This window comes from Streptomyces sp. NPDC051907 (genome assembly GCF_040681075.1).
In the GTDB taxonomy this organism is placed as follows: domain Bacteria; phylum Actinomycetota; class Actinomycetes; order Streptomycetales; family Streptomycetaceae; genus Streptomyces.
Genome location: NZ_JBFAYB010000006.1, coordinates 1 through 22,926, shown reverse-complemented (window position 1 = coordinate 22,926; position 22,926 = coordinate 1). Strand labels below are relative to the sequence as shown.

The following is a 22,926-nucleotide window of genomic DNA, read 5'->3' as shown; positions in this document are numbered from 1 at the left end:
CCGACGCCGTCAGAGCAGGGTGAGCTGCGTCGGCTCGGGCTCGGGCGCGTGCTCTGTCGGCCGCGCGATCCGTCGAGGCATGCCGTCCCCCGTCGGCCCTATCCCGAACTCCGTGGCCAGCTCGTGGACATGGCGGGTGATCCGCCGCTGGTACCACGTGGGCGCGTACGCCCCCTGCGCGTACAGCCGCTCGTAGCGCCGCACCAGATGCGGATGGCGCTGCGCCAGCCAGGCCATGAACCACTCGCGCGCCCCCGGCCGCAGATGGAGCACGAGCGGCGTCACCGAGGTCGCCCCGGACGCCGCGACGGCCCGGACCGTGGCGCGCAGCTGCTCCGGCCGGTCGCCGAGGAACGGGATCACCGGGGCCATCAGCACGCCGCAGCCGATGCCCCTCTCGCTCAGGGCGCGCACGACGTCCAGACGGCGCTCGGGCGAGGGCGTGCCGGGCTCGACCGTGCGCCACAGCTCGCGGTCGGTGAAGCCGACGGAGACGGAGATCCCGACCTCGGTCGCCTCCGCCGCCTGCCGCAGCAGATCCAGATCGCGCAGGATCAGCGTGCCCTTGGTGAGGATGGAGAAGGGGTTCGCGCGGTCGCGCAGGGCCGCGATGATCCCCGGCATCAGCTGGTAGCGCCCCTCCGCACGCTGGTAGCAGTCGACGTTCGTGCCCATCGCGATATGCGCGCCCTGCCACTGGCGGGAGGCGAGCTGCCGCCGCAGCAGCTCCGGTGCGTTGATCTTCACCACGATCTGGGAGTCGAATCCGAGCCCGGTGTCGAGGTCGAGATAGCTATGGGTCTTGCGGGCGAAGCAGTAGACGCACGCGTGCGTGCAGCCCCGGTAGGGATTGACCGTCCACTCGAACGGCATCCGCGAGGCGCCCGGCACCCGGTTCAGGATCGAGCGCGCCCGCACCTCGTGGAAGGTGATGCCGCGGAACTCGGGGGTGTCGAAGGTCCTGGTGGTCACGGCGGACATGCCGAAGAGCGCGGCGTCCCCGGCCGTCCCGGCCGTTGTCGGGGCGTCGACCAGATTGTCCCAGCGCATGAGCGGCCTCCTCGGTAGCACTGGCCACAGAATAGAACAGATGTTCCCTTGATCGCTGCGGCCCCGATTTTGGCGGCCGGGGCCGAGGTGGTTGGCTAGCGCCGACCCCCGAAGAAGCGACTGCTGGAGGAACGCGAATGGCGCAGGTCGAGGCCACCACGGAACGGATCATCTCGGCGGACCCGGCGACGGTGTTCGACGCCCTGGCCGACTACGAGAACGTCCGCTCGAAGATCCTGCCCGTGCACTTCAGCGAGTACGAGGTCCGTGAGGGCGGCGACGGCGAGGGCACCCTCGTGCACTGGAAGCTCCAGGCGACCAGCAAGCGGATCCGCGACTGCCTCCTCGAGGTGACCGAGCCGAGCGACGGCCGACTGGTCGAGAAGGACCGCAACTCCTCCATGGTCACCACGTGGACCGTCACCCCGGCCGGCGACGGCGCCTCGAGGGCCGTCGTCTCCACCGTCTGGAACGGCGCGGGCGGCATCGGCGGCTTCTTCGAGAGGACCTTCGCCCCCAAGGGCCTCGGGCGCATCTACGACGCCGTGCTCGCCAACCTCGCCGCCGAGGTGGAGAAGAAGTAGCCCACGCGGGCGCCGCGAGGGCGCTCACGGGCATTTCTCCCCGCCGGCTCAACTCCCGGTCACGCTCACCGTTTCGAGTGGATTTCCCCGCGGCGCCGTGATGCGCCCAGCGCGCCACGGGTCGCGGGAAATCCCTGATGAGCGCCCGACGCGCGCCCCCGAAAGGCCAGTTGGCGCTCTTGCGCGCCGCTGTTCCGGCCCACGTCCGGCTTGCTCCCCCTTGGCGCGTAATGCGAAGAATTACCCCGCGCAGGCGTGATGAGGGGTGACGAGGGGAGCAGTGACGTGGGCGGCATCACTCTGGTGAAGAACGCGCAGTCCGCACCGGCCGCGGACGGCGAGCCGCCCGACCCCTCGGCCACCGCGCACCTCGTACAGCTCAGCCCGCGCCGCGTACGCCTCGTCTTCGCCGCCCTGACGCTCGCGCTGCTGCTCGCCGTGCTGGCGCAGACGGCCGTCGCGACCGTGCTGCCCGCGATCGCGGGCGACCTGCCAGGCGCCGGCCGCACGCCGTGGGCGGTCACCGCCTATCTGCTCGCCGTCGCCGTCGGACTGCCCCTGTACGGCAAGCTCGGCGATCTCCTCGGCCGCAAGGGCGTCTTCCAGTTCGCGCTCGCCGTCTTCGTCGTCGGCTCGGCCCTGGCCGGCTGGTCGCGCACCATGGAGCAGCTCATCGCCTTCCGCGCCGCCCAGGGCGCCGGGGCGGGCGGACTGCTCGTCGGCGCCCAGGCGATCGTCGCCGACCTCGTCCCGGCCCGGCGGCGCGCCCGCTTCATGGGGCTTCTCGGCGCGGCCCTCGGCCTCGCCTGCGTCGCCGGACCGCAGCTCGGCGCACTCCTCGCCGACCGCGCCTCCTGGCGCTGGTGCTTCCACCTCGCCGCGGCCCTCGGCCTGTTGGCCCTGGTCGTGGTCGGCGCGGCGCTGAAGCTGCCCAGGCCCGCCGCCCGCGCCAGGATCGACGTCCTGGGCGCGCTCCTGCTCGCCGCGGCCTCTGCCTGCCTGGTGCTGCTGACCAGTTGGGGCGGCACAGAGCACGCCTGGAACTCGCGCGTCGTCCTGGGGCTGGCCGCCGGCGCGGCCGGAACCCTCCTGCTCTTCCTGGTCGTCGAGAGCCTCGCCCCCCAACCGATCGTCCCGCTGCGGCTGCTGCGCGACCGGAACTTCACCGTCACCGCTCTCCTCGGCGTCGTGACCGGCGTCGCCCTCTTCGCCGCGGCCGCCCCGCTGCCGGCCTTCCTGCAGACGGCCGCCGGCGCCGACGCCGCGGAGACCGGGCTGCTGACGCTCCCGCTGACGGGCTCGATCGCCGTCGCCTCCGTCCTCTGCGGCTGCCTGATCAGCCGCACCGGCCGCTACACGGTCTATCCCATCCTCGGCTGCGCCCTCTGCGCGGCGGGCATGGTGCTGCTCTCCCGGCTGGACGCCGACACGCCCCGGCTGGAGCACAGCATCGGCCAGGCCGTGCTCGGCGTCGGCATCGGGCTGCTCCTGCCCGTGCTGACCACCGCCGTGCGGATTGCCGCCCCCGCCGCCGACCTCGGCGTCGCCGCCGGCGCGGACGCCTGCGTCCGCCTGCTCGGCGCCGGCGTCGGCGCCGCCGTCTTCGGCACGGTCCTCGCCGACCGGCTCGGCAGCGCGCTCGCCGACCGCCTCCCGGCCGGCGCGGACCTGCCCGGCCCGGGAACCCTCACGCCGCTCACCGTGCACACGCTGCCGCCCGCGCTGCGCGACGGCCACGTCCAGGCGTACGCGGACGCGATGCCGCGGATCTTCCTCTGTCTCGTGCCGGTGCTCGCGCTCGGCCTCCTCGTCGCCTTCTTCCTCAAGGAGAATCCGCTGGTGTCCCAGAACGCCCCCGCAGCCGAGCCCGCCGCACCCCGCATCCCCGCGCCGTCGCCCCCTCCCGCGCCGAGCATGCGGGGCGCCTCCCAGCCGACCCACATGTCGCACATCGGCGGCGTCCCCGTCTGCGGCTCGGTCCAGCACTCCGACGGCAGCACCGTCCCGCGGGCCGCCCTGACCCTCATCGACGTACACGGGCAGCAGGTCGGACGCGGCGCGAGCGGACAGGACGGGCGGTACGCGCTGAGCGTGCCCAGCCCCGGCGCGTACGTCATGATCGCGGCGGCCGCCGGGCACCAGCCGCAGGCCGTCACGGTCACCGTCGGCGAGTGGCCCGTCGACCTCGACGTGGTGCTCGGCGGCGCGGGCCGGCTCGCCGGCGCCGTGGTCACCGCCGACGGCTCGCCCGTACGCGACGCGGCGGTCACCCTCACCGACGTGCGCGGCGACGTCGTCGCCACCGCCCGCAGCGGGCGCGAAGGCGGCTATGTGCTCACCGACCTGGTGGCGGGGGAGTACACACTCGCCGCGAGCGCCCCCGCCTTCCGCCCCGCCGCGCTCCCCGTCACCGTGCAGGCGTCCCGCGAGACCCGCCAGGACATCGAACTGGCAGGCGGCGCGATGCTGCGCGGCACGGTGAGGGCCGGCGCGGGGCGCCCGGTCGAGGACGCGCGCGTGACACTCCTCGACGCGGCCGGCAATGTGGTGGACACGCTCACCACGGGCCCCGACGGCGCCTTCCGATTCGTCGACCTCTCCTCGGGGGAGTACACGGTGATCGCGGCCGGCTATCCGCCGGTGGCGACAGTCCTGCAGGTCGCGGGCGGGGGCCGGAGCGAACGCGATCTTCTGCTGGGGCACGAGGACTGACTATTCGTCAGTTTCGCGCGGGCGCACGACCTATTCCGCCGTTGCTCCCCGCACGGCCCGCGCAGAGTCGTACCGTGGTGCCAAGGCCGCATATTCAGCGGCGGGGAAGGAGCCCCCCACTCATGGACAGTGGCGTTCCGCCGACACGGCCACAGCAGTACCCCGTGGCCGGCCGAATTCCGCTCGCCGTGGTCGTCGTGGACGGCGACGGCCTGGTCTCGCACTGGTCGACCGGGGCGCGACGGCTGTTCGGCCCCACCAGGGACGAGGCGGTGGGCCAGCCCGCCGTCGAGCTGCTCCCCGTCTCCGGCGCGCTCGCCGAGGAGGGCGAGTACGAGGCGTACGACGGCTATGGCGGCCTCGGACCCGGACTCGACGCCTCGCTCAACGGTCTGACCTCCTACCCCGCGGCGGGCCGGGCCCGTCTGTCCGAGGCGGGTCGCGAGCGCGTCGACGTGCTCTGGTGGGCCTACCCCATGGTCGGCCCCGGCCGCGAGCGGCTGCTCGTACTGGCCGCGGACGCCGGGCAGTTCGGATCCGAGGACGAGAGCGTCCAGCGCATAGCGCCTGGATTCGCCCTGCACACGGAGTTCCCGGGCTTCGACGAGCTGGCGCGCCGGCTCCCCGAGATCCTGCCGAGCATGAGCGTCCACGAGTCGACGCGAATCGTCTCCCAGGTCCTCGAACTCGGCTATCCGGTGCTCGAGTTCAGCCACCACGACCGGGTGCCCGTCACCCCCGACTGGGGCGTGCCCCGGCGCGCGGAGCGGCTGGCGCGGCAACGGGCCGCACAGGCCGCGGCCGCCGCCGGCGAGAGTGTCGACGAGGCCGATCTGGAGCAGGACCTCGAGTACGCGGCGGTGCGCGAGCGGCTGGAGTTCCTCAACGAGGTCAGCGGACGCATCGGCTCCTCCCTCGACCTCGCCCGGACGATCCAGGAGGTCAGCGCGGCCGTCGTGCCGCGCTTCACCGACGTCGCCGGCACCTATCTGCGCGAGCAGGTCATCGCCGGCGAGGGCTTCCCGGACGGTCCGCCCGACGCCACCACCCTGTGGCACCGCGTCGCCGTCGAGCACGTCGACGAGCCCGGCCGCTGGGACGACGTGGTGCCGGTCGGCGAGTCCATGCCGTTCCCCGTGCACACCCCGTTCTTCCAGTGCATGACCACCGGCGACCCGGTGCTCGTGCCGCGCATCAGCGAGCAGATGGGCACGGCCATCGCCTCGCAGTTCGACAAGCGCGACATCCGCCCGCTCATCAGCGGCCGCTCCATGCTGGTCGTGCCGCTGAAGGCGCGCAACGTGGTGCTCGGCTTCATGATCCTGCTGCGCCACGCCGAGCGGGCCCTGTTCAACGACATGGACCGGGTCACCGGAGCGGAGCTGGCCGCCCGCGCCGGCCTGGTGCTCGACAACGCCCGGATGTACACCTACCAGGAGAACGTCGCCGAGACCCTCCAGGACTCGATGCTCCCTCAGGTCACCCCGCGCATGGCCGGCTGCGACACCGCCACCCGCTATCTGCCGGGAACCCTGCTCGGACGCGTCGGCGGCGACTGGTTCGACTCCGTCAAACTCCCCGGCTCGCGCATCGCGCTCGTGGTCGGCGACGTGATGGGGCACGGCCTCAACTCCGCGGCGATGATGGGCCAGCTGCGCACGGCCGTGCAGACTATGGCCGCCCTGGACCTGCCGCCCGAGCAGCTGCTGCGCAATCTCGACGACCTCGCCCAGCGTCTGGGCGAGCACTACCTCGCGACCTGTCTGTACGCCGTCTACGACCCGATCCGCAATGAGCTGCGCATGGCGAACGCCGGCCATGTGCCTCCGGTGATCGTCCGTGCCGCCGACGGACGCAGCGAACTGCTGGACCTGCCCACCGGAGCGCCGATCGGCGTCGGCGGAGTGCCCTTCGAGAGCGTCAAGGTGCCGGTCTTCCCCGGCGACCGCCTCGTGATGTGCACGGACGGGCTCGTGGAGGTGCGCGGCGAGGACATCGGCGTGGGCCTCGCGACGCTCTGCGAGTCCGCCGCGCATCCCGCGGCCTCTATGGACGACGCCTGCGACACGATCATCCGTGCGCTCAACACCCGCGGCGGACGCAAGGACGACGTCGCCCTGCTGATGGCCCGGCTCAACGGGATCGACGCCGAGTCGGTGGCCGCCTGGGAGCTGTCGCTGGAGCCGAGGGAGGCGGCGAGAGCGCGGCGGCTGGTCCGCGGACAGCTGCGCTCCTGGGGGCTGGCCGAGCTGTCCGCCACCCTGGAGCTGCTCGTCAGCGAAGTGGTCACCAACGCCGTACGGCATGCCCATGGCCGCCGGGCCGAGCTGCGGCTGGTACGGGCGGGATCGCTGCTGTGCGAGGTGGCGGACGAGGACCACACCCTGCCCACGCTTCTGGAGGCGCGCCCCGGGGACGAGCTCGGCCGGGGGCTGCGGGTGGTCAGCAGCCTGGCGCGGGAGTGGGGCACCAGCCGGACGTCCGAGGGCAAGACGGTCTGGTTCGAACTGCCGCTGCCGTAGCGACGGCTCCGGCGTGTCCGTCGAAGGCCGCCGTCGAGGGCCGGGCTGGTCGTTGCGCCCGGACGCGCCCTGGCTCGAACGCGCGCCGGCTCGAACGGCAGGTGAAGGATTGCGTCGAGTCCTTGTCGGTACAACTCAAGAGCGATAGACCGATCTTGACGGTCTGTCACTTCTTGGGGAGTTGGGTCATGAGCGTGACGAGTCGGTACAGAAGAGCCTGGGAAGGCTTCTGGAGCGAGGCCTCCGACGAGCCCGGGGAGGTCTTCTGGGACGCGGAGCCCGCCCTCACCGCGGGAGTCCATCTCGCCTTCTACGAACCCCTGGTGAACGATCCCGCCCTGCCGCTGGTGGACGTGGGCTGCGGCAACGGCACACAGACCCTCTTCATCGCCGACCGCTTCCCGCATGTGCTCGGAGTCGACCTGTCGGCCGCCGCGATCGAGCTCGCCCGCCGCAAGGCCACGCGGGGCGAGGCGACGTTCCGGGAGATCGACGCGGTGGACGGCGAGGCGATGGGGCGGCTGCACGCCGAGCTCGGCGACGCCAACGTCTATATGCGCGGAGTGCTCCACCAGTGCGACGAGCAGGACCGGCAGGCGCTGGCCGACTCGATCGCCCTGCTGGTGGGGGAGCGGGGGAGGGCGTTCGTGGTGGAGCTCGCGGAGGCGGCCGGGCAGCAGCTGGCGGGGCTCGCGAGCGCGCCGTCGGGCCCGCCGCCCAAGCTCCAGCCGGTGTTCCGGCACGGCATCGTGCCCGGGGCGGTGGCGGACGCGGACGTGGCGGGATTCTTCCGTACGGCAGGGCTCGCCGTCCTCGCCGGCGGCGAGCTGCCGCTGACGACCACCGAGTACACGGGGGACGGCTCCCGCCTCGAACTGCCATCGAAGTGGCTGGTCATAGGCCGGAACGGGTGATGTAAGAGGTCCGGCTCGCGGGCCGTCGTCCACAGGGCTGGCAGGCCCGCCGGGCTGCGCGTACGGTTTCCAGGCATGAAGATCCTCATCAGCGCCGACATGGAAGGCGCCACGGGAGTGACCTGGCCTGCCGACGTGCTGCCCGGCACGCCCCAGTGGGAGCGGTGCCGTCCGATGTTCACCTCCGACGTGGACGCGGCGGTGCTCGGCTTCTTCGACGGCGGCGCCGACGAGGTCCTCATCAACGAAGCGCACTGGTCCATGCGCAATCTGCTGCTGGAGCGTCTGGACGAGCGGGCCCAGCTGCTCACTGGCAAGCACAAGACGCTCTCCATGGTGGAGGGCGTGCAGGAGAGCGATGTGGACGGCATCGCCTTCGTCGGCTACCACACGGGCGCGGGCACCGAGGGCGTCCTCGCGCACACCTACCTCCCCAACTCGATCACCGGTGTCTGGCTGAACGGCGAGCGGGCGAGCGAGGGCCTGCTCAACGCCCATGTGGTCGCGGAGTACGGCGTCCCGGTGATCCTGATCACCGGCGACGACCTGACCTGCGAAGACGCCCTGGGGTATGCGCCTGAGGCGCGCAAGGTCGCGGTGAAGGACTACGTCTCGCGCTATGCCGCCGTATGCCGGACCCCGGCCCGCACCGCCTCCGAGATCCGCGCCGCGGCGAAGGAGGCGGCGGCGCTGGCCGTGCGTCACGAGCCCGTGAGAGGCGGGCCGTTCAGCATGGTGCTGGAGTTCGACGCGGAGCATCTCGCCGCAGCCCCCACCGTCGTCCCAGGAGTCTCCCTCACCGGTGAACGGCGCATCGCGTACACCAGCGAGACGATGTATGAGTGCATTCGTACCTTTAAAGCGGTCACGACGATCGTGTCTGCGGCGGTGGAGGAGCAGTATGGCTGACGTGACGACTCCCATCGACGACAAGGCGCTCGACGAGGCGGTGACCTTCACCTCCGAGCTCATCCGCATCGACACGACCAACCGAGGCGGCGGCGACTGCCAGGAGAGGCCCGCCGCCGAGTACGTCGCCGAGCGGCTGGCCGAGGCCGGACTCGAGCCGGTCCTGCTGGAGCGCACCCCCGGGCGCACCAACGTGGTCGCCAGGATCGAGGGTTCGGACCCCGGGGCCGAGGCCCTGCTCGTGCACGGCCATCTGGACGTGGTGCCCGCCGAGCCCGACGACTGGTCCGTGCACCCCTTCTCCGGAGAGATCCGCGACGGGGTGGTGTGGGGCCGGGGCGCGGTCGACATGAAGAACATGGACGCGATGGTCCTCGCGCTCGTACGCGCCTGGGCGCGGGCCGGCGTCAGGCCGCGGCGCGACATCGTGATCGCGTACACCGCCGACGAGGAGGACAGCGCGGTCGACGGCTCCGGCTTCCTCGTCGACCAGCACGCCGAGCTCTTCGAGGGGTGCACGGAGGGGATCAGCGAGTCCGGCGCCTTCACCTTCCACGCCGGGCCCCGGATGGCGCTCTACCCGATCGGCGCGGGCGAGCGCGGCACCGGCTGGCTCAAGCTCACCGCGCACGGGCGAGCGGGCCACGGCTCCAAGGTCAACCGGGCCAACGCGGTGAGCCGGCTGTCCGCCGCCGTCTCCCGGATCGGCGAGCACCAGTGGCCGGTGCGGCTCACCCCGACGGTCCGCGCCGCGCTGACGGAGCTCGCCGCGCTGCACGGCATCGACGTGGACCTCGACGCCCATGACGTCGACGTCGACACGCTGCTGGCCAAGCTCGGCCCGGCCGCCGCCCTGGTCGAGCCGACGGTGCGCAACAGCTCCAACCCGACCATGCTCGAGGCCGGTTACAAGGTCAACGTGATCCCGGGGCACGCCGTCGCCTATGTCGACGGGCGGATGGTGCCCGGCGGGGAGGACGAGTTCCGCCAGACCATGGACCAGTTGACGGGGCCGGACGTCGAGTGGGAGTTCCACCACCGGGAGGTGCCCCTCCAAGCGCCCGTCGACTCGCCGACGTTCGCCAAGATGCGGGCCGCGGTGGAGCGCTTCGACCCGGCGGGGCGGGTCGTGCCGTACTGCATGGCGGGCGGCACCGACGCCAAGCAGTTCTCCCGTCTCGGCATCACCGGCTACGGCTTCTCGCCGCTGAAGCTGCCCGTCGGCTTCGACTACGCGGCGCTGTTCCACGGGGTCGACGAGCGCGTCCCCATCGAGGCGCTGCACTTCGGCGTCAGGGTTCTCGACTGTTATCTGCAGTCCGCATAGGGGGGAGTCACGCATGGTACCCACGGGGGCCTACGGAACATGGCCGTCGCCGATCGACGCGACCCTCGCCGCCTCGCACGACGGACACCCTGATTCCGTCGGCGTCGTCGGCGACGAAGTGTGGTGGACCGAGCCACGCCCCACCGAGGGCGGCCGGCGGGCGCTGGTGCGCAGACGGGTCGACGGAGGCGAGGAGTCCGTCCTCCCGCCGCCGTGGAACGTGCGCAGCAGAGTCATCGAGTACGGCGGACAGCCCTGGGCCGGCGCGGTGCGCGCGGACGGCGCCCCGCTGATCGTCTTCGTCCACTTCCCCGACCAGCGGCTCTACGCCTACGAGCCGGACGCTCCCGAGACCGCGCCCCGGCCGCTCACTCCGGTCTCGGCCGTCGGCGGCGGGCTGCGCTGGGTCGACCCGCAGATCCGTCTGGACCGCGACGGGGCAGATCCCCGCGGCGGCGGCGAAGTGTGGTGCGTGCTCGAGGAGTTCACCGGACCGGCCCCGACCGATGTGCGCCGGGTGATCGCCGCCGTGCCGCTGGACGGCTCGGCAGCCGAGGACCGCTCGGCCGTGCGGGAGCTCTGCGACGACCGGCACCGCTTCGTCACCGGGCCGCGCCTCTCGCCGGACGGGCGCCACGCCGCCTGGATCGCCTGGGACCACCCGCAGATGCCCTGGGACGGCACGGTGGTCATGCTCGGCGAGGTGACGGCGGACGGGCCGTTCGGCGCGGTCCGGCCCGTCGTCGGCGACACGGACGAGTCCGTCGCGCAGGTCGACTGGGCCCCCGACGGCTCGCTGCTCTTCCTCTCCGACCTCGGCAACTGGTGGGAGCTGCAGCGCGTCCGGCTGGACGCTCTCGCGCCCGGAGCCGTGCCCAGCACCAGTCTGTGCCCCGGCCGCGGGGAGGAGTTCGGCGGGCCGCTGTGGAAGATCGGCCTGCGGTGGTTCCACCCCCTGGAGAACGGTCTGATCGCCGTGATCCACGGCAAGGGCGCCACCGCGCTGGGCATACTCGACCCGGAGACCGGCGAGCTCGTGGACGCGGCGGGGCCGTGGACCGAGTGGGCCTCCACCCTGGCAGTGCTCGGCGACCGGGTGATCGGCGTCGCCGCCAGCCCGCGCAGCGCGGCCGAGGTCGTCGAGCTCGACACATGCACCGGGCGGACCCGGGTGATCGGCTCGCCGCACGACGACCCGGTGGACCCCGCGTACTACCCGGAGCCGCAGATCCGCACCTTCACCGGCCCCGACAACCGCGAGATCCACGCCCATATCTACCCGCCCCACAACCCCGACCGGATCGCGCCCGACGACGAGCTGCCGCCGTTCGTGGTGTGGGCCCACGGCGGTCCCACCGGCCGCGCCCCTCTCGTACTCGACCTGGAGATCGCCTACTTCACCTCGCGCGGCATCGGCGTCGCCGAGGTCAACTACGGCGGCTCCACCGGCTACGGCCGTGAGTACCGCGACAGACTCCGCGAGCAGTGGGGCGTCGTCGACGTAGAGGACTGCGCGGCCGTCGCCGAGGCCCTGGCCGCCGAGGGCACGGCGGACCCGGCGCGCCTCGCCATCCGAGGCGGCAGCGCGGGAGGCTGGACGGCGGCGGCGTCTTTGACCACCACCGACGTCTACGCCTGCGGGACGATCATCTACCCCGTCCTCGACCTGCTGGGCTGGGCCGCGGACGAGACCCACGACTTCGAGTCGCAGTACCTGGAGTCGCTCATCGGCCCGATCGCGGACGTCCCAGGGCGCTACCGCGAGCGCTCGCCCCTCCACCACGTCGACCAGATCGACACGCCGTTCCTGCTGCTCCAGGGGCTCGACGACGTGATCTGCCCACCCGTGCAGTGCGAGCGGTTCCTGGCCCAGACGGCGGGGCACGGCATCCCGCACGCGTACATCGCCTTCGAGGGCGAGGGCCACGGCTTCCGCAGAGCCGACACCATGGTCCGCGCGCTGGAGGCCGAACTGTCCCTGTACGCACAGACCTTCGGCATCGCCCGGCACGACGTTCCGCTGCTGGAGCTCAAGAAGTGACGTCCTCGGCCACCGTCCCGCCCCTGGCCCGGCCGCCTCGGCTGCGGCCGGGGGACAGGGTCGCCGTCGTCGCGCCCAGCGGCCCGGCGCCCGAGGAACGGCTCGAAGAGGGACTGGCCGTCCTGCGCGGCTGGGGACTGGACCCGGTGGTGATGCCGCACGTCCGGGAGCGGCATCCGCGGCTGCCGTATCTGGCCGCGACCGACGAGGCACGCGCCCGGGAGCTGACCGAGGCATGGTGCGACCCCTCCGTCTCCGCGGTGATCTGCGCCCGGGGCGGCTATGGCGCACAGCGGATGACGGACCTGGTCGACTGGTCCGCGATCCGCGCGGCGGGGCCCAAGGTGTTCGTCGGCTACAGCGACATCACGGCGCTCCATGAGATGTTCGCCCGGCGCGTGGGGCTGGTCACGCTGCACGGGCCGATGGTCGGCGCGCTGACGTTCCTCAAGGACGAGCGGACCCAGGAGTCGCTGCGGGCGACGCTCTTCGAGCCGGAGTCGGTGCGGACGCTGGGGCTGGAGACGGCCCGCACGATGGTCCCGGGGCGGGCGCGCGGCGTCACGCTCGGCGGCTGCGTCAGCCTGCTCGCCGCGGAGCTGGGCACGGAGCACGCCCGGCCGTCCGCGCGCGGCGGCCTGCTGCTCATCGAGGACGTGGGGGAGGAGGACTACCGCCTCGACCGGGTCCTGACCCAGTTGCTGCGCTCCGGGTGGCTGGAGGGCGTGGCGGGGGTGGCGCTCGGGTCGTGGGCGCAGTGCGGTCCGTACGACGACGTCCGGGCGGTGCTGCTGGACCGGCTGGGCGGGCTGGGGGCGCCCGTGGTGGAGGAGCTGGGATTCGGGCACGGCCCGACGGCGCTGACGATGCCGCTCGGAGTGCCGGCGGTGCTGGACGCGGAGACCGGCACGCTGACGCTTGACGAGCCCGCGTTGCTCTGAGGGGGCGCGGGGCGCGGCGAGTGCGGCGAGGGGCGGTGGCAGCGGCGCGACGGCGTGGGGGGCGGCGTCAGACGCGGGCCGGCGGCTGACCCTCGCGAGGAGGATCAGCCGCCGGTGAGCCGGGTCATGCGGTTGGGCCGCGTGGCTGGGCTGTGCGGTTGGGCTGTTGAGCCGAGCGGTGAACTGGGCTGCGCAGCAGGGCCGTTGGGCCGAGCCGTCGAGCCGGGCTGGCCTCGGCGTCGGACCGTGGCGCGTGGCCACGGGCCCGTGCCGTGGGCTGGGCTGTCCGCCACCCCCGCCGGGGATCAGACGCAGGGCGTCAGCGGCCGAGCGCCGCGTACCCCGGCCGGATCACCTCGGCGATCAGCCGCTGACGCTCCGGCAGCGGCAGGAACGCCGACTCCACCGCCGCGACCGTGAGATCCTCGAAGTCCTCGGGGCCGTAGCCGAAGGCGTCCGCCATGTGCTGGAACTCCTGGCTCATGGTCGTGCCGGAGACCAGTCGGTTGTCCGTGTTGAGCGTGACCCGGAAGCCCAGGCCGCGCAGCAGGTCGATCGGGTGCGTCGCGTAGTCCTTCGCCGCGCCCGTCTGGAGGTTGGAGGTCGGGCAGACCTCCAGGGCGATGCGGTTGTCCCGTATGTACGAGGCCAGATGACCCAGGGTCGCCGTGCCGTCGTCGTGGACCGTGATGTCGTCGGTGATCCGCACGCCGTGGCCCACGCGCTCGGCGCCGCAGACCTGCACGGCCTCGTGGATCGACTCCGCGCCGACGGCCTCGCCCGCGTGGATGGTGAAGTGGCAGTTGTGCCGCTTCAGATGCTGGAAGGCCGGCAGATGGCGGGCCGGCGGGTTGCCGATCTCGCCGCCCGCGATGTCGAAGCCGGCGACGCCGCGGTCGCGGTGGGCGACCGTCAGCTCCGCGATCTCCAGGGAGCGCGCGGTGTGCCGCATGCCCGTGAGCAGCGCGCGGACCGTGATCTTGCCGTCGGTGCGCCGCTCGCCCTCGCGGAAGCCGGCGTTGACCGCGTCGACGACCTCGTCGAGGGTCAGCCCGCGCTCCAGATGCTGCTCGGGGGCGTACCGGACCTCGGCGTAGACGACGCCGTCCGCCGCCAGGTCCTCGGCGCACTCCGCCGCTATGCGCTCCAGCGCCTCACGCGTCTGCATCACCGCGCAGGTGTGGGCGAAGGTCTCCAGGTACCGCTCCAGCGATCCGGAGTCCGCCGCCTCGCGGAACCAGACGGCGAGCGCGGCCGGGTCCTCGGTCGGCAGTTCGCCGTAGCCGCACTCGCGGGCCAGCTCGATGATGGTGGCGGGGCGCAGGCCGCCGTCCAGGTGGTCGTGGAGGACCGCCTTGGGTGCGCGGAGGATGTCAGACAAGTGCATCCCGGGAGTGTACGGCGCCCGGGCGTGTCGCGCGTGGTGACGCCTGTCTCGTCCGGCCCTCGCCGGCCCGCCCCGGTCGGTCCGACTGGAGTACGGCGGTCAGTTCGACTGGAGCACGGGCATGGCCGGCGAGCCCGTCGGCAGCATGTGCTTCGCCGCCAGGATCGGCGTCTGACCGACCCGTACGACCTGGGTGACCAGCACGGCAGGCGTGTCGGCGGGCCGGCCCAGCTGCTCGCCCCTGCGCTGCCCGAGCAGGGTCGCGGTCACTCCGCTGTGCCCGGTGAGCGGCACCCCGCGCGAGGCCGCCGTCAGCACGGCGAGCATCGACGACGTGGGGGCGGGGGCGGCCCGCAGCGCCTCGGCGAAGGCGGGGTGAGCCCGGTCCAGTACCTCCTCCGCCGCCGCCCACTCCTGGCTGAGCGCCGCCGCCGTGCCCTCGCCGGCCAGCAGCGACTCCCAGAACAGCAGCTCCGCCCTGGCCGGAGCGAGCAGGTGCTGGGTGGTGAAGTCGGTGGGCTCCTCGACCGCGCGCAGCAGCGGGCGCACCCGCAGCGCGGAGCCGGTGGACAGGAGTTCCTCGAGCGGCTGGATGTGCTCGTAGCCGCGGCGCGGCGGGCGGTCGTTGACGGTCCGGCCGACCCCGCGGCGCACGGACAGCAGTCCGTCCTCCTGGAGCAGCAGCAGCGCCTCGCGGAGCGCGGGCCTGCTGACGCCCAGCTCAGTCGCGAGCCGGGGCTCCGACGGCAGGGTCGAGCCGGGCGGATAGACGCCCTCGTGGATGGCGTCCGCGATCCGCTCGTACAGAACGACGACCGGCCTGCGCTGCTGTCCGCTGACTGCCACTGCCGCTCCTAGGCTTACTTGTCGCTCGCATGTCGACCCGACTTGTCAGCAAGTTATGCGAGCCCGGCATGGCGGGGCAACGCTCGTCGCATCTCGGATGAGCGGCGATTTCGGCCGATGACCGCAGATGAGAGGCGGAAGACGGCCGCGCCGCAGACGGCCGGGACGGTACCCGCACGGAATTCACAGCAGGCAGCGCTTGACGTTCTACGCCCGTAGATTCCACTCTGTCTGGGCGCAACTTGTCAGACAAGGTCAGTCCGGCAGGTGTTTTTGCGCTGTTCATATCGAGGCATGACCTCCACGGCACATGACATCCAAGGCAAAGGGGCCGACATGTCACCCACGCTCGGCCGGACGCGTTCCGGAGCCGAATCCGACCTTGCGGGCCGCGGCGGCATGCTGCTGGCCATGGTGCTGGCCGTCCTCGGCTACCAGATCAACGCCACCATGCTCAGCCCCGCACTGCCCGACGTCATCGAGCGCCTCGGCACCACCACCGCGGCCGCCGGCCTCTCCCAGACGCTGTTCTTCCTGATGGCGGCCATCGGCCAGGTCACCCTCGCCCGCCTCAGCGACCAGCGCGGCCGCAAGCCGATGATGGTGCTCTGCGCCTTCGTCCTGATCGCGGGCAACCTGCTCTGCGTCTTCGCGCCGAACATCGAGGTCTTCATCGCGGGCCGCATCCTCCAGGGCATGTCCGCGGCGATGTTCACGCTCGCCTTCCTCACCTTGAACCAGCTGCTGACCCCGGCCGGCTTCGGCAAGGCGGCCGGCATCGTCACCGCCGTCAACGGCGGCCTCGCCGGAGTCGACGCGATCGCCGGCGGCCAGATCGCCGACACGATCGGGTTCCGCGGCATCTTCGTCTGCTCCACGCTGATCGCCGTCGCCGGCCTGATCGGCGTGCGGAAGTACGTCCCCGACGTCCCGCCGACCACCTCCCCCGACGCCCGCTTCGACTCGCGCGGCATCGCCGCCCTGTCGATCGGCCTCACCGGAGTGCTCGTCGGCCTCGCCCAGGGCGCGAGCTGGGGCTGGACCTCCGCGCTCACCATCGGCTTCCTGCTCGGCGGCGTCGCGGCCCTCGTACTGTTCGTCGTCTCGCAGAAGAGCGCCGCCAACCCGGTCATCGACATCGAGGTGCTCGCCTCCCGTCGTGCCTGGCCGCTGCTGATCACGACGGTCTGCACCCTGGGCGGCGCGTTCGGCGCGATCGCGCTGACCATCCCGCTGTTCTCCCAGGACGCCCGGGTCGGCCTCGGCCTCTCCGCGGTCGCCGCCGCGTTCCTCTTCCTCACCCCGATCCAGCTCATCGGCGTGGTCTCCGCGCCGCTGACCGGACGGCTCGGCCCGAAGATCGGCTGGCGCACGGTCGTGGTCACCGGCGCGATCGCCAACTTCGCGATCTTCGTCTTCGCCACGTTCTTCCTGCACAACGAGTGGATCCTGGTGGCCTCGCTCGCCGCGCTCGGCGTCACGTACGGCGGTTTCATGCTCACCGGTCTCAACGGTCTCGCCGTCACCACCGCGCCCAAGGACAAGCCCGGCTCGCTCTCCGGCCTCAACGGCGCGTGCTTCGGGATCGGGGCCTCGCTGGGCATCGCCCTGGCCTCCGCGATGATCACGGCGGGCAGCGACGCGAAGGGGCCGACGGAGGCGGGCTATCAGCACGCCATGTACGCGGCGCTCGCGCTGCTGGCGATCGGCGTCGTGGCCTCGCTGCTGATTCAGCGGCCGGACGAGGACGGGGACGGGCAGGGGGTCGGGGCGGACGGCGAGGAGCGGAAGCTGGTGCTGGCGCACCACTGAGGGGGGGGTGGGGCGCGGGGGTGCGGGTTGCTTACGGGGCGCGGGGGTGCGGGTTGCTTGCGGGGCGCTGGGGTGCGGGTTGCTTGCGGGGCGCTGCCCCGGGCCCCGCGCCTCAATCTCCCCCAGACTTCGTCCGGGGGGACCCCCACGGGGCTGAGGGCGCCACGGCGGGGCTGGTCTCTCACCCGGACGGACCGTTCCATCGGACGCGGCGGGGCGGATCCGGTCATCCTTGGCGTATGAGCCACAAGGACGCGTCGAGCACGACGAGGAGCGGTCGCCGGAAGGGGCGCTTCAGGGAGTGGCTTACGCCTGGCAGGACGGCCGTCCTCGTGGTCGTCGCGCTGTCGCTCGTCTTCATCTTCCAGAACACCGACAAGGTGACGATCCGCATCCTGATCCCGGAAGTCGTCATGCCGCTGTATCTGGCGCTGCTCGCGATGTTCCTCATCGGCGCGGTGTGCGGGGGCTACTTCTTCCGCAGGCGCACCCGGTAGCGCGCCGCAAATCGCTGGCGCGATGTCTGGGATCGGATCCTCCGGGTACGTCGCCGCGGGATCGCGGGTCGGCATACGTCCCTTCGCCTTCGACGACGGCGACGAGTTCACCGCGCTCGCGGCCGAGAGCATCGCCCACCACCGGCCCTGGCTCTTCCCGCCCCTGACCGCCGAGACGTACGCCGACTACGCGGCCCGGGTCATCGAGGAGCCGAACAAGGCCGGCTTCCTCGTCTGCGAGCGGGCGTCCGGCCGGATCGCCGGCTTCGTCACCGTCAACGACATGGTCGCGGGCGCCTTCCAGAGCGGTGCGATCGCCTATGGCGCGTTCGCGCACGCCGTCGGACGGGGCCTGATGGGCGAGGGGCTCGGCCTGGTGATGCGGCAGGCGTTCGGACCGCTCGGGCTGCACCGACTGGAGGCCAACATCCAGCCGCGCAACGCGGCTTCCATAGCGCTCGTGCGCCGCGCCGGCTTCCGGCTCGAGGGCTTCTCGCCCGACATGCTCTTCATCGACGGCGCCTGGCGCGACCACGAACGCTGGGCGATCACCGCGGACATGGCGACGCGGTGACGCGACGGACGCGGCCGCCGAGGAGGCCCCGGTCCCGGCCCCCGACCTGGCCCCCGGGAGACCGCGCCCCGGCCATGACCCGGCCGTGCCCCGGCTATCCCGCACCCATGGCCGCTCACGTGCTGCGCGAAGAGCCGCCGATCCTCAGCGGCGGCCCTTGCGGTTGATCTTCATCGTGTCCATGTCCGTCGCCGACGAGCGCAGATCCCGGTAGCCGTGCCCCAGCGCCTTCAGCGCGCTCTCCGCCCGGTCCTCGGCTATCGCCGCGGCCATCTCCTCGCCGTCCGCCGCGTCCGAGACGACGACGTAGCGGTACGAGAAATGCTTGAGCGCGGCGTCATAGGTGAGCGAGCCCTCCTCGGTGAACTGCATCCCCGCCAGTCCGTGCGCGTCCACATCGGCGAGCAGCGCGGCCCGTGACGCCTCCGTCAGACCGTCCCAGGTCCCGCGCACGATCACCCGGTACGTATGCTGCGTGCTCATCTCTCCAGCCGCCTTCCTTGACGCATTCGAAGATCCAAACACTACGGCGGCGGCTATAGAGCGCACAGGGAATATCGAGGCGGAACGTCGAGGCGGCCCTCGCCCCCTCCCCGCGGCGCAGCCTTTACAGAAGCCTGACCACCAGCGCCCCTGGTCAGTGGGGCAACCTCCGTGTTCCATGGTCGACATGACGACCGTGCGACGCGCCGTACTGACTCTGCCAGCCGCTCCCGTCGGCCCGCAGAACCCGCTGCCCGCCCTGCGCCCGCTGGACGAGACGCACACCCTCGACGAGCGCGCGAAGCGCGATCTGCCGCGCGAGATGGCACGGCAGATCGGGTACGAGCCGCTGCGCACGCTCCTGCCGGTGCGCGTCCTCGACGGCTATGGCCGCGAGCGCGCCGAGACCGCCGTCGACGCGATCGTGATCGAGAACGAACGGCTGCGGGCCACCGTCCTGCCGGGCCTCGGCGGCCGGGTCCACTCGCTGCACCACAAGCCGACCGGCCGCGAACTGCTCTACTCCAACCCGGTCTTCCAGCCCGCCGACTTCGCGCTCAACGGTGCGTGGTTCTCCGGCGGCATCGAGTGGAACATCGGCGCGACCGGCCACACCACGCTCTCCTGCGCACCCCTGCACGCCGCCCTCGTCCCCGCGCCCGACGGCGGCACGATGGTCAGGCTCTGGGAGTGGGAGCGGCTGCGCGACCTGCCCTTCCAGGTCGACCTCTGGCTGCCGGCCGACTCCGACTTCCTCCATGTCGGCGTACGGATACGCAATCCGCACGAGCGGCCCGCCCCGGTCTACTGGTGGTCCAACATCGCCGTAAAGGAGCATGAGACGACCCGTGTGCTGGCGCCGGCCGAAGAGGCCTGGCTTGTCCACGGCTCTGCGGGCGCGGGAGGCGCCCCCGTCGGCCACGAGCGCAGCCTGCGCCGCGTCCCCGTGCCCGAGTTCCAGGGCGCGGACCGCACGTACCCGCTGCGCAGCGAGTACCCCGCCGACTACTTCTACGAGGTACCCGACGGCGCCCGCCGGTGGATCGCCTCCCTGGACGCGGACGGCCACGGCCTGGTGCAGACGTCGACCGACGTCCTGCGCGGCCGCAAGCTCTTCCTGTGGGGCTCGGGCCGGGGCGGCAGGCGCTGGCAGCGCTGGCTGACCGAGCCGGGCACGACCGGCTACGCGGAGATCCAGGCCGGGCTCGCCCGCACCCAGCTGGAGCACGTACGCCTGGACGGCGGCGGGGAGTTCAGCTGGCTGGAGTCGTACGGGCCGCTCGCCGCCGACCCCGCCGCGGTCCACGGCCGGGACTGGGCCGCGGCGCGCGCCGAGGTCGAGGCGCGGCTGTCCCAGGCGCTGCCCCGGGCGGACGTGGACGCCGCGTACGAGGCGTGGCGGCCGTACGCCGACGAGGAGCCGGTCGAGTCGCTGGCCGTCGGCTCCGGATGGGGCGCCCTCGAAGCGCTGCGGTCCGGCCAGAGGCTGCCCGGCACGCCCTTCGACCCCTCGACCCTCGGCGAAGAGCAGGCGCCCTGGCAGGAGTTGCTGAGGACGGGCGTCTTCCCGCAGCCCCGCAAGGTCGCCCCGCCCGGGCCCTCGCTGGTCGCCCAGCACTGGCGCGACATGCTGGAGACCGCGCCCGCCGAGCCGCTGACCGAGTACCACCTGGGGGTCGCCCAGTGGCACGCGGGCGACCTCGCCCAGGCGGTGCGCAGTTGGGAGCGCGGCCTCGCACTGGCGCCCTCCCGCTGGCCGCTGCTGCGCTGCCTGGCCGTCGCCGACCAGGAGGGCGGGCACGCGGTGCGGGCCGCCGAACGGTACGCCGAGGCCTTCGACGACCTGTGCCAGGAGCGCCGCGACGACGGCGAGAGCTGGACGGCGGCGACCGCGGCCCTCGGCCGCGAGGCCGTCGACGCCCTGCTCGCCGTGGGCCGCACCGCCGAGGCGCGCTCGGTCTGGGACCGGCTGCGCCCGGCCGTTCAGCAGCGCGGCCGCTTCCGGCTGATCGACGCGCGGCTGCTCGTCGCCGAAGGCCGACTGGCCGAGGCGCGAGCCGTGTTCGACGCCGGCTTCGAGGTGGCGGATCTGCGCGAGGGGGCGGAGATCCTGGGCGAGGTGTGGGCAACAGTCACGGACGATCCGCTGCCGGACGCGTACGACTACCGGATGCGGCCGCAGAGCTGAACCGCGCGGGCCGCCGACTGCCCGCGCGGTTCGCCGGCCGCTGCCTAACGCTCAGGCGGCGGTTCTCAGGCGGCGGCTTTCTGGTCGACGTACTCGAAGACCGAGCCGTCGGGGTGGACGGCGATCAGATTGCGCCCCACCGGCGTCGCCACCGGGCCCACGACGATCCGGGCGCCCAGCTCGGCGAGCGTGGTGTGCGCGTCGTCCACGTCCTTCACGGCGATCGTCGCCGACACCTTGCGCAACACCTCCAGCTCCGACTCCGGGCCGCTCATCAGCAGGAAGCAGCCGATCGCGGCGACCGAGACACCGCCGCGCTCGAAGCGCAACGCTGTGGCGCCGGTGAGGCGTTCGTAGAAGGCGGCCGACGTTTCCAGGTCGTCGACGCAGATGCGGAGGGTGGTTCCGATGATCTCCATACGGGTGAGCGTAGTCAGCGGCGCCGGGGGCGTGGTGGAAGGGGGCGAAAATCGGTTGCCCCTGGTTGGACGGAATGCGAGGGTCCGGGCATGAGCGACCGCTCCGACCAGCCGCATACGGCCCCGCACCCCGCCGTGTCCGCCTCTGCTTCCGTCTCCGTACGGCCGTACCGCGACGACGACTGGGCGGGGATCTCCCGCGTCCACGACGCCGCCCGGCTGCACGAGCTGCGCGCCTCAGTCGGCGAGGACGCGTTCCTCACCTTGGCGCAGACCTATGCAGGGGAGGGCCTCTTCGACGGCGCGGTGTGGGTCGCCGAGGCGGACGACGGCGCGGTGGCCGGGTTCGCCGCGCTCGCGGACTCCGAGCTGACCTGGCTGTACGTCGATCCGGCGCACTATAGGCGCGGCGTCGGGCGCGCTCTGCTGCGCCACGCGCTCGCTGCGGACGACGGCGAGTGCGTGGAGTGCACGGTGCTCGACGGGAACGACGCGGCCCGCGCGCTCTATGAGAGCGAGGGGTTCGCGGTGGTCGAGACGAAGACGGGCAGGCTCGCGGGCAACGAGGCGTTCCAGGCGACCGGCCACATCATGGTGTGGCGGCGGCCTCTGCCGTAGCCGGCCGGCGTGACCGTCCGGCGGCGCGTCGCCGCGATGCCCGGGCGGGCGAGGGCGCCCGGTCCCGGCCCACCCCCTCGCGTCCCGGCGCTCACGCGCGGCAGAGCACTTCGCCGTGCGGAACCATGAAGCAGGCGTCGTCCGCGGCGCCCCAGGCGTGCCACGCCCCGGCTATAGCGGACAGCTGCTCCGCCGTGGCGTGGCCCCCGTCGACCGCGAGCCGCGCGTACACCGACGCGGTCGTACGGTCCGCCCACAGGCTGCTCCACCACGCACGCTCCTCGGGCGCGGCGAAGCACCAGACGGCGGCCGAGGCGGTGACGTCGGCGAAGCCCGCGGCCCGCGCCCAGGAGACCAGCCGGCGTCCGGCGTCCGGCTCGCCGCCGTTGGCGCGGGCCACCGTGCGGTACAGCTCCAGCCACCCCTCCAGCGCGGGGATCTCGGGGAACCAGGTGAACGCGCCGTAGTCGCTGTCGCGCGCGGCCACGGTCCCGCCCGGCCGGCACACCCGCCGCATCTCGCGCAGCGCCTGCACCGGATCGCCGACGTGCTGCAGTACTTGATGCGCGTGCACGACGTCGAAGGAGTCGTCGGGGAAGTCCAGTCGGTGGACGTCGGCGACCGCGAAGCGGACGTTGTCCAGGCCGCGTTCGGCTGCCACCGCGGCGGCCTGCTCCAGTACGCCCTCCGCCGAGTCGACGGCGCTCACCCGTCCCGGCGCGACCAGCTCGGCGAAGTCGGCGGTGATGGTGCCCGGGCCGCATCCGACGTCCAACACGTCCATGCCGGGCCGGAGTTCGCCGACCAGGTACGCCGCCGAGTTGGCGGCGGTCCGCCAGCGGTGCGAGCGCAGCACCGACTCGTGGTGCCCATGGGTGTAGACGGCGGTCTCCTGCGACATGGCCGGACTCCATTCCTGCGGAAGCGGATACGGCAACGGTACGCCGATGATTCGCATCCTGAGATAGCCGTCTTGGAATGTGGACCGCGATTGGGGCGGGCAGAGGCGGGGCGAGTCGGCCGGGGGGCGGGTGGGGCCCCCCCGACACCGCCGTTAAGGACGTCAGGTTGAGCCCCCCGCCGGGTTGGCCCCCCCGCCCCC

The 22,926-nt window shown here is 72.7% G+C and carries 19 protein-coding genes; 13 read left to right on the top strand and 6 right to left on the bottom strand.

Features of this window, described 5'->3' with window-relative positions; translation table 11 throughout:
* Window positions 1-9 precede the first annotated feature (9 nt).
* Entirely contained in the window at window positions 10-1,050 is a 1,041-nt protein-coding gene (locus tag AB0M39_RS05900) for an Rv2578c family radical SAM protein (protein ID WP_365360577.1), read from the bottom strand.
* Between the two features lie 137 nt (window positions 1,051-1,187).
* Here AB0M39_RS05900 and AB0M39_RS05895 point away from each other — a divergent pair, with 137 nt between their 5' ends.
* The 8 genes from AB0M39_RS05895 to AB0M39_RS05860 all read left to right on the top strand — a co-directional run bounded on the left by AB0M39_RS05895 (window position 1,188) and on the right by AB0M39_RS05860 (window position 13,000).
* Window positions 1,188-1,634 carry an SRPBCC family protein gene (locus tag AB0M39_RS05895; protein WP_365360575.1) on the top strand — a complete coding sequence of 149 codons (447 nt, stop codon included), beginning with the start codon at window positions 1,188-1,190 and terminating at the stop codon, window positions 1,632-1,634.
* Window positions 1,635-1,919: 285 nt separating this feature from the next.
* Complete coding sequence (locus tag AB0M39_RS05890) at window positions 1,920-4,346, top strand: MFS transporter (protein ID WP_365360573.1); 2,427 nt, start codon at window positions 1,920-1,922, stop codon at window positions 4,344-4,346.
* 122 nt (window positions 4,347-4,468) lie between these two features.
* Complete coding sequence (locus AB0M39_RS05885; protein ID WP_365360571.1) at window positions 4,469-6,868, top strand: SpoIIE family protein phosphatase; 2,400 nt, start codon at window positions 4,469-4,471, stop codon at window positions 6,866-6,868.
* A gap of 188 nt (window positions 6,869-7,056) precedes the next feature.
* Window positions 7,057-7,782, top strand: coding sequence for a class I SAM-dependent methyltransferase (locus AB0M39_RS05880; RefSeq protein ID WP_365360569.1), 726 nt, complete (start codon window positions 7,057-7,059; stop codon window positions 7,780-7,782).
* Window positions 7,783-7,857: 75 nt separating this feature from the next.
* A complete protein-coding gene (locus AB0M39_RS05875) occupies window positions 7,858-8,691 on the top strand; it encodes a M55 family metallopeptidase (protein ID WP_365360567.1) in 834 nt (277 codons plus the stop codon).
* Window positions 8,684-10,018, top strand: a complete 1,335-nt coding sequence (locus AB0M39_RS05870) for a M20/M25/M40 family metallo-hydrolase (protein ID WP_365360565.1) — start codon at window positions 8,684-8,686, stop codon at window positions 10,016-10,018. Before AB0M39_RS05875 ends, AB0M39_RS05870 begins: the two co-directional genes overlap by 8 nt.
* Before the next feature lie 13 nt (window positions 10,019-10,031).
* Window positions 10,032-12,059, top strand: a complete 2,028-nt coding sequence (locus tag AB0M39_RS05865) for a prolyl oligopeptidase family serine peptidase (protein WP_365360563.1) — start codon at window positions 10,032-10,034, stop codon at window positions 12,057-12,059.
* Window positions 12,056-13,000, top strand: coding sequence for an LD-carboxypeptidase (locus AB0M39_RS05860; RefSeq protein ID WP_365360561.1), 945 nt, complete (start codon window positions 12,056-12,058; stop codon window positions 12,998-13,000). The genes AB0M39_RS05865 and AB0M39_RS05860 overlap by 4 nt, the downstream gene beginning before the upstream one ends.
* Before the next feature lie 319 nt (window positions 13,001-13,319).
* Here AB0M39_RS05860 and AB0M39_RS05855 read toward each other — a convergent pair whose 3' ends face one another.
* Window positions 13,320-14,387, bottom strand: a complete 1,068-nt coding sequence (locus tag AB0M39_RS05855; RefSeq protein WP_365360559.1) for an adenosine deaminase — start codon at window positions 14,385-14,387, stop codon at window positions 13,320-13,322.
* Between the two features lie 99 nt (window positions 14,388-14,486).
* Complete coding sequence (locus AB0M39_RS05850) at window positions 14,487-15,233, bottom strand: GntR family transcriptional regulator (RefSeq protein ID WP_365360557.1); 747 nt, start codon at window positions 15,231-15,233, stop codon at window positions 14,487-14,489.
* Between the two features lie 336 nt (window positions 15,234-15,569).
* Between AB0M39_RS05850 and AB0M39_RS05845 the strand changes: the two genes are divergently transcribed.
* From AB0M39_RS05845 to AB0M39_RS05835, 3 genes are all read left to right on the top strand, one after another.
* A complete protein-coding gene (locus AB0M39_RS05845) occupies window positions 15,570-17,045 on the top strand; it encodes an MFS transporter (protein ID WP_365360555.1) in 1,476 nt (491 codons plus the stop codon).
* A 239-nt stretch (window positions 17,046-17,284) separates the two neighbouring features.
* Entirely contained in the window at window positions 17,285-17,542 is a 258-nt protein-coding gene (locus tag AB0M39_RS05840) for a LapA family protein (RefSeq protein WP_365360553.1), read from the top strand.
* Between the two features lie 22 nt (window positions 17,543-17,564).
* The gene (locus AB0M39_RS05835; protein ID WP_365360551.1) at window positions 17,565-18,116 is read left to right on the top strand and encodes a GNAT family protein; all 552 of its coding nucleotides are present in this window, start codon (window positions 17,565-17,567) and stop codon (window positions 18,114-18,116) included.
* A gap of 144 nt (window positions 18,117-18,260) precedes the next feature.
* On the opposite strand, the gene AB0M39_RS05830 is transcribed toward AB0M39_RS05835, so the two are convergent.
* Window positions 18,261-18,599 (bottom strand): DUF6204 family protein, encoded by a 339-nt coding sequence (locus AB0M39_RS05830; protein WP_365360549.1) that lies wholly within the window; start codon window positions 18,597-18,599, stop codon window positions 18,261-18,263.
* 178 nt (window positions 18,600-18,777) lie between these two features.
* Here AB0M39_RS05830 and AB0M39_RS05825 point away from each other — a divergent pair, with 178 nt between their 5' ends.
* The gene (locus tag AB0M39_RS05825; protein ID WP_365360547.1) at window positions 18,778-20,787 is read left to right on the top strand and encodes a DUF5107 domain-containing protein; all 2,010 of its coding nucleotides are present in this window, start codon (window positions 18,778-18,780) and stop codon (window positions 20,785-20,787) included.
* A gap of 65 nt (window positions 20,788-20,852) precedes the next feature.
* Here AB0M39_RS05825 and AB0M39_RS05820 read toward each other — a convergent pair whose 3' ends face one another.
* Window positions 20,853-21,206 (bottom strand): VOC family protein, encoded by a 354-nt coding sequence (locus tag AB0M39_RS05820; protein WP_365360545.1) that lies wholly within the window; start codon window positions 21,204-21,206, stop codon window positions 20,853-20,855.
* A 90-nt stretch (window positions 21,207-21,296) separates the two neighbouring features.
* Between AB0M39_RS05820 and AB0M39_RS05815 the strand changes: the two genes are divergently transcribed.
* Window positions 21,297-21,824 (top strand): GNAT family N-acetyltransferase, encoded by a 528-nt coding sequence (locus AB0M39_RS05815; RefSeq protein ID WP_365360543.1) that lies wholly within the window; start codon window positions 21,297-21,299, stop codon window positions 21,822-21,824.
* Window positions 21,825-21,915: 91 nt separating this feature from the next.
* Here the strand turns inward: AB0M39_RS05815 and AB0M39_RS05810 are convergent, their stop codons facing one another.
* Entirely contained in the window at window positions 21,916-22,725 is an 810-nt protein-coding gene (locus AB0M39_RS05810; RefSeq protein WP_365360541.1) for a methyltransferase domain-containing protein, read from the bottom strand.
* Between the last annotated feature and the right edge of the window lie 201 nt (window positions 22,726-22,926).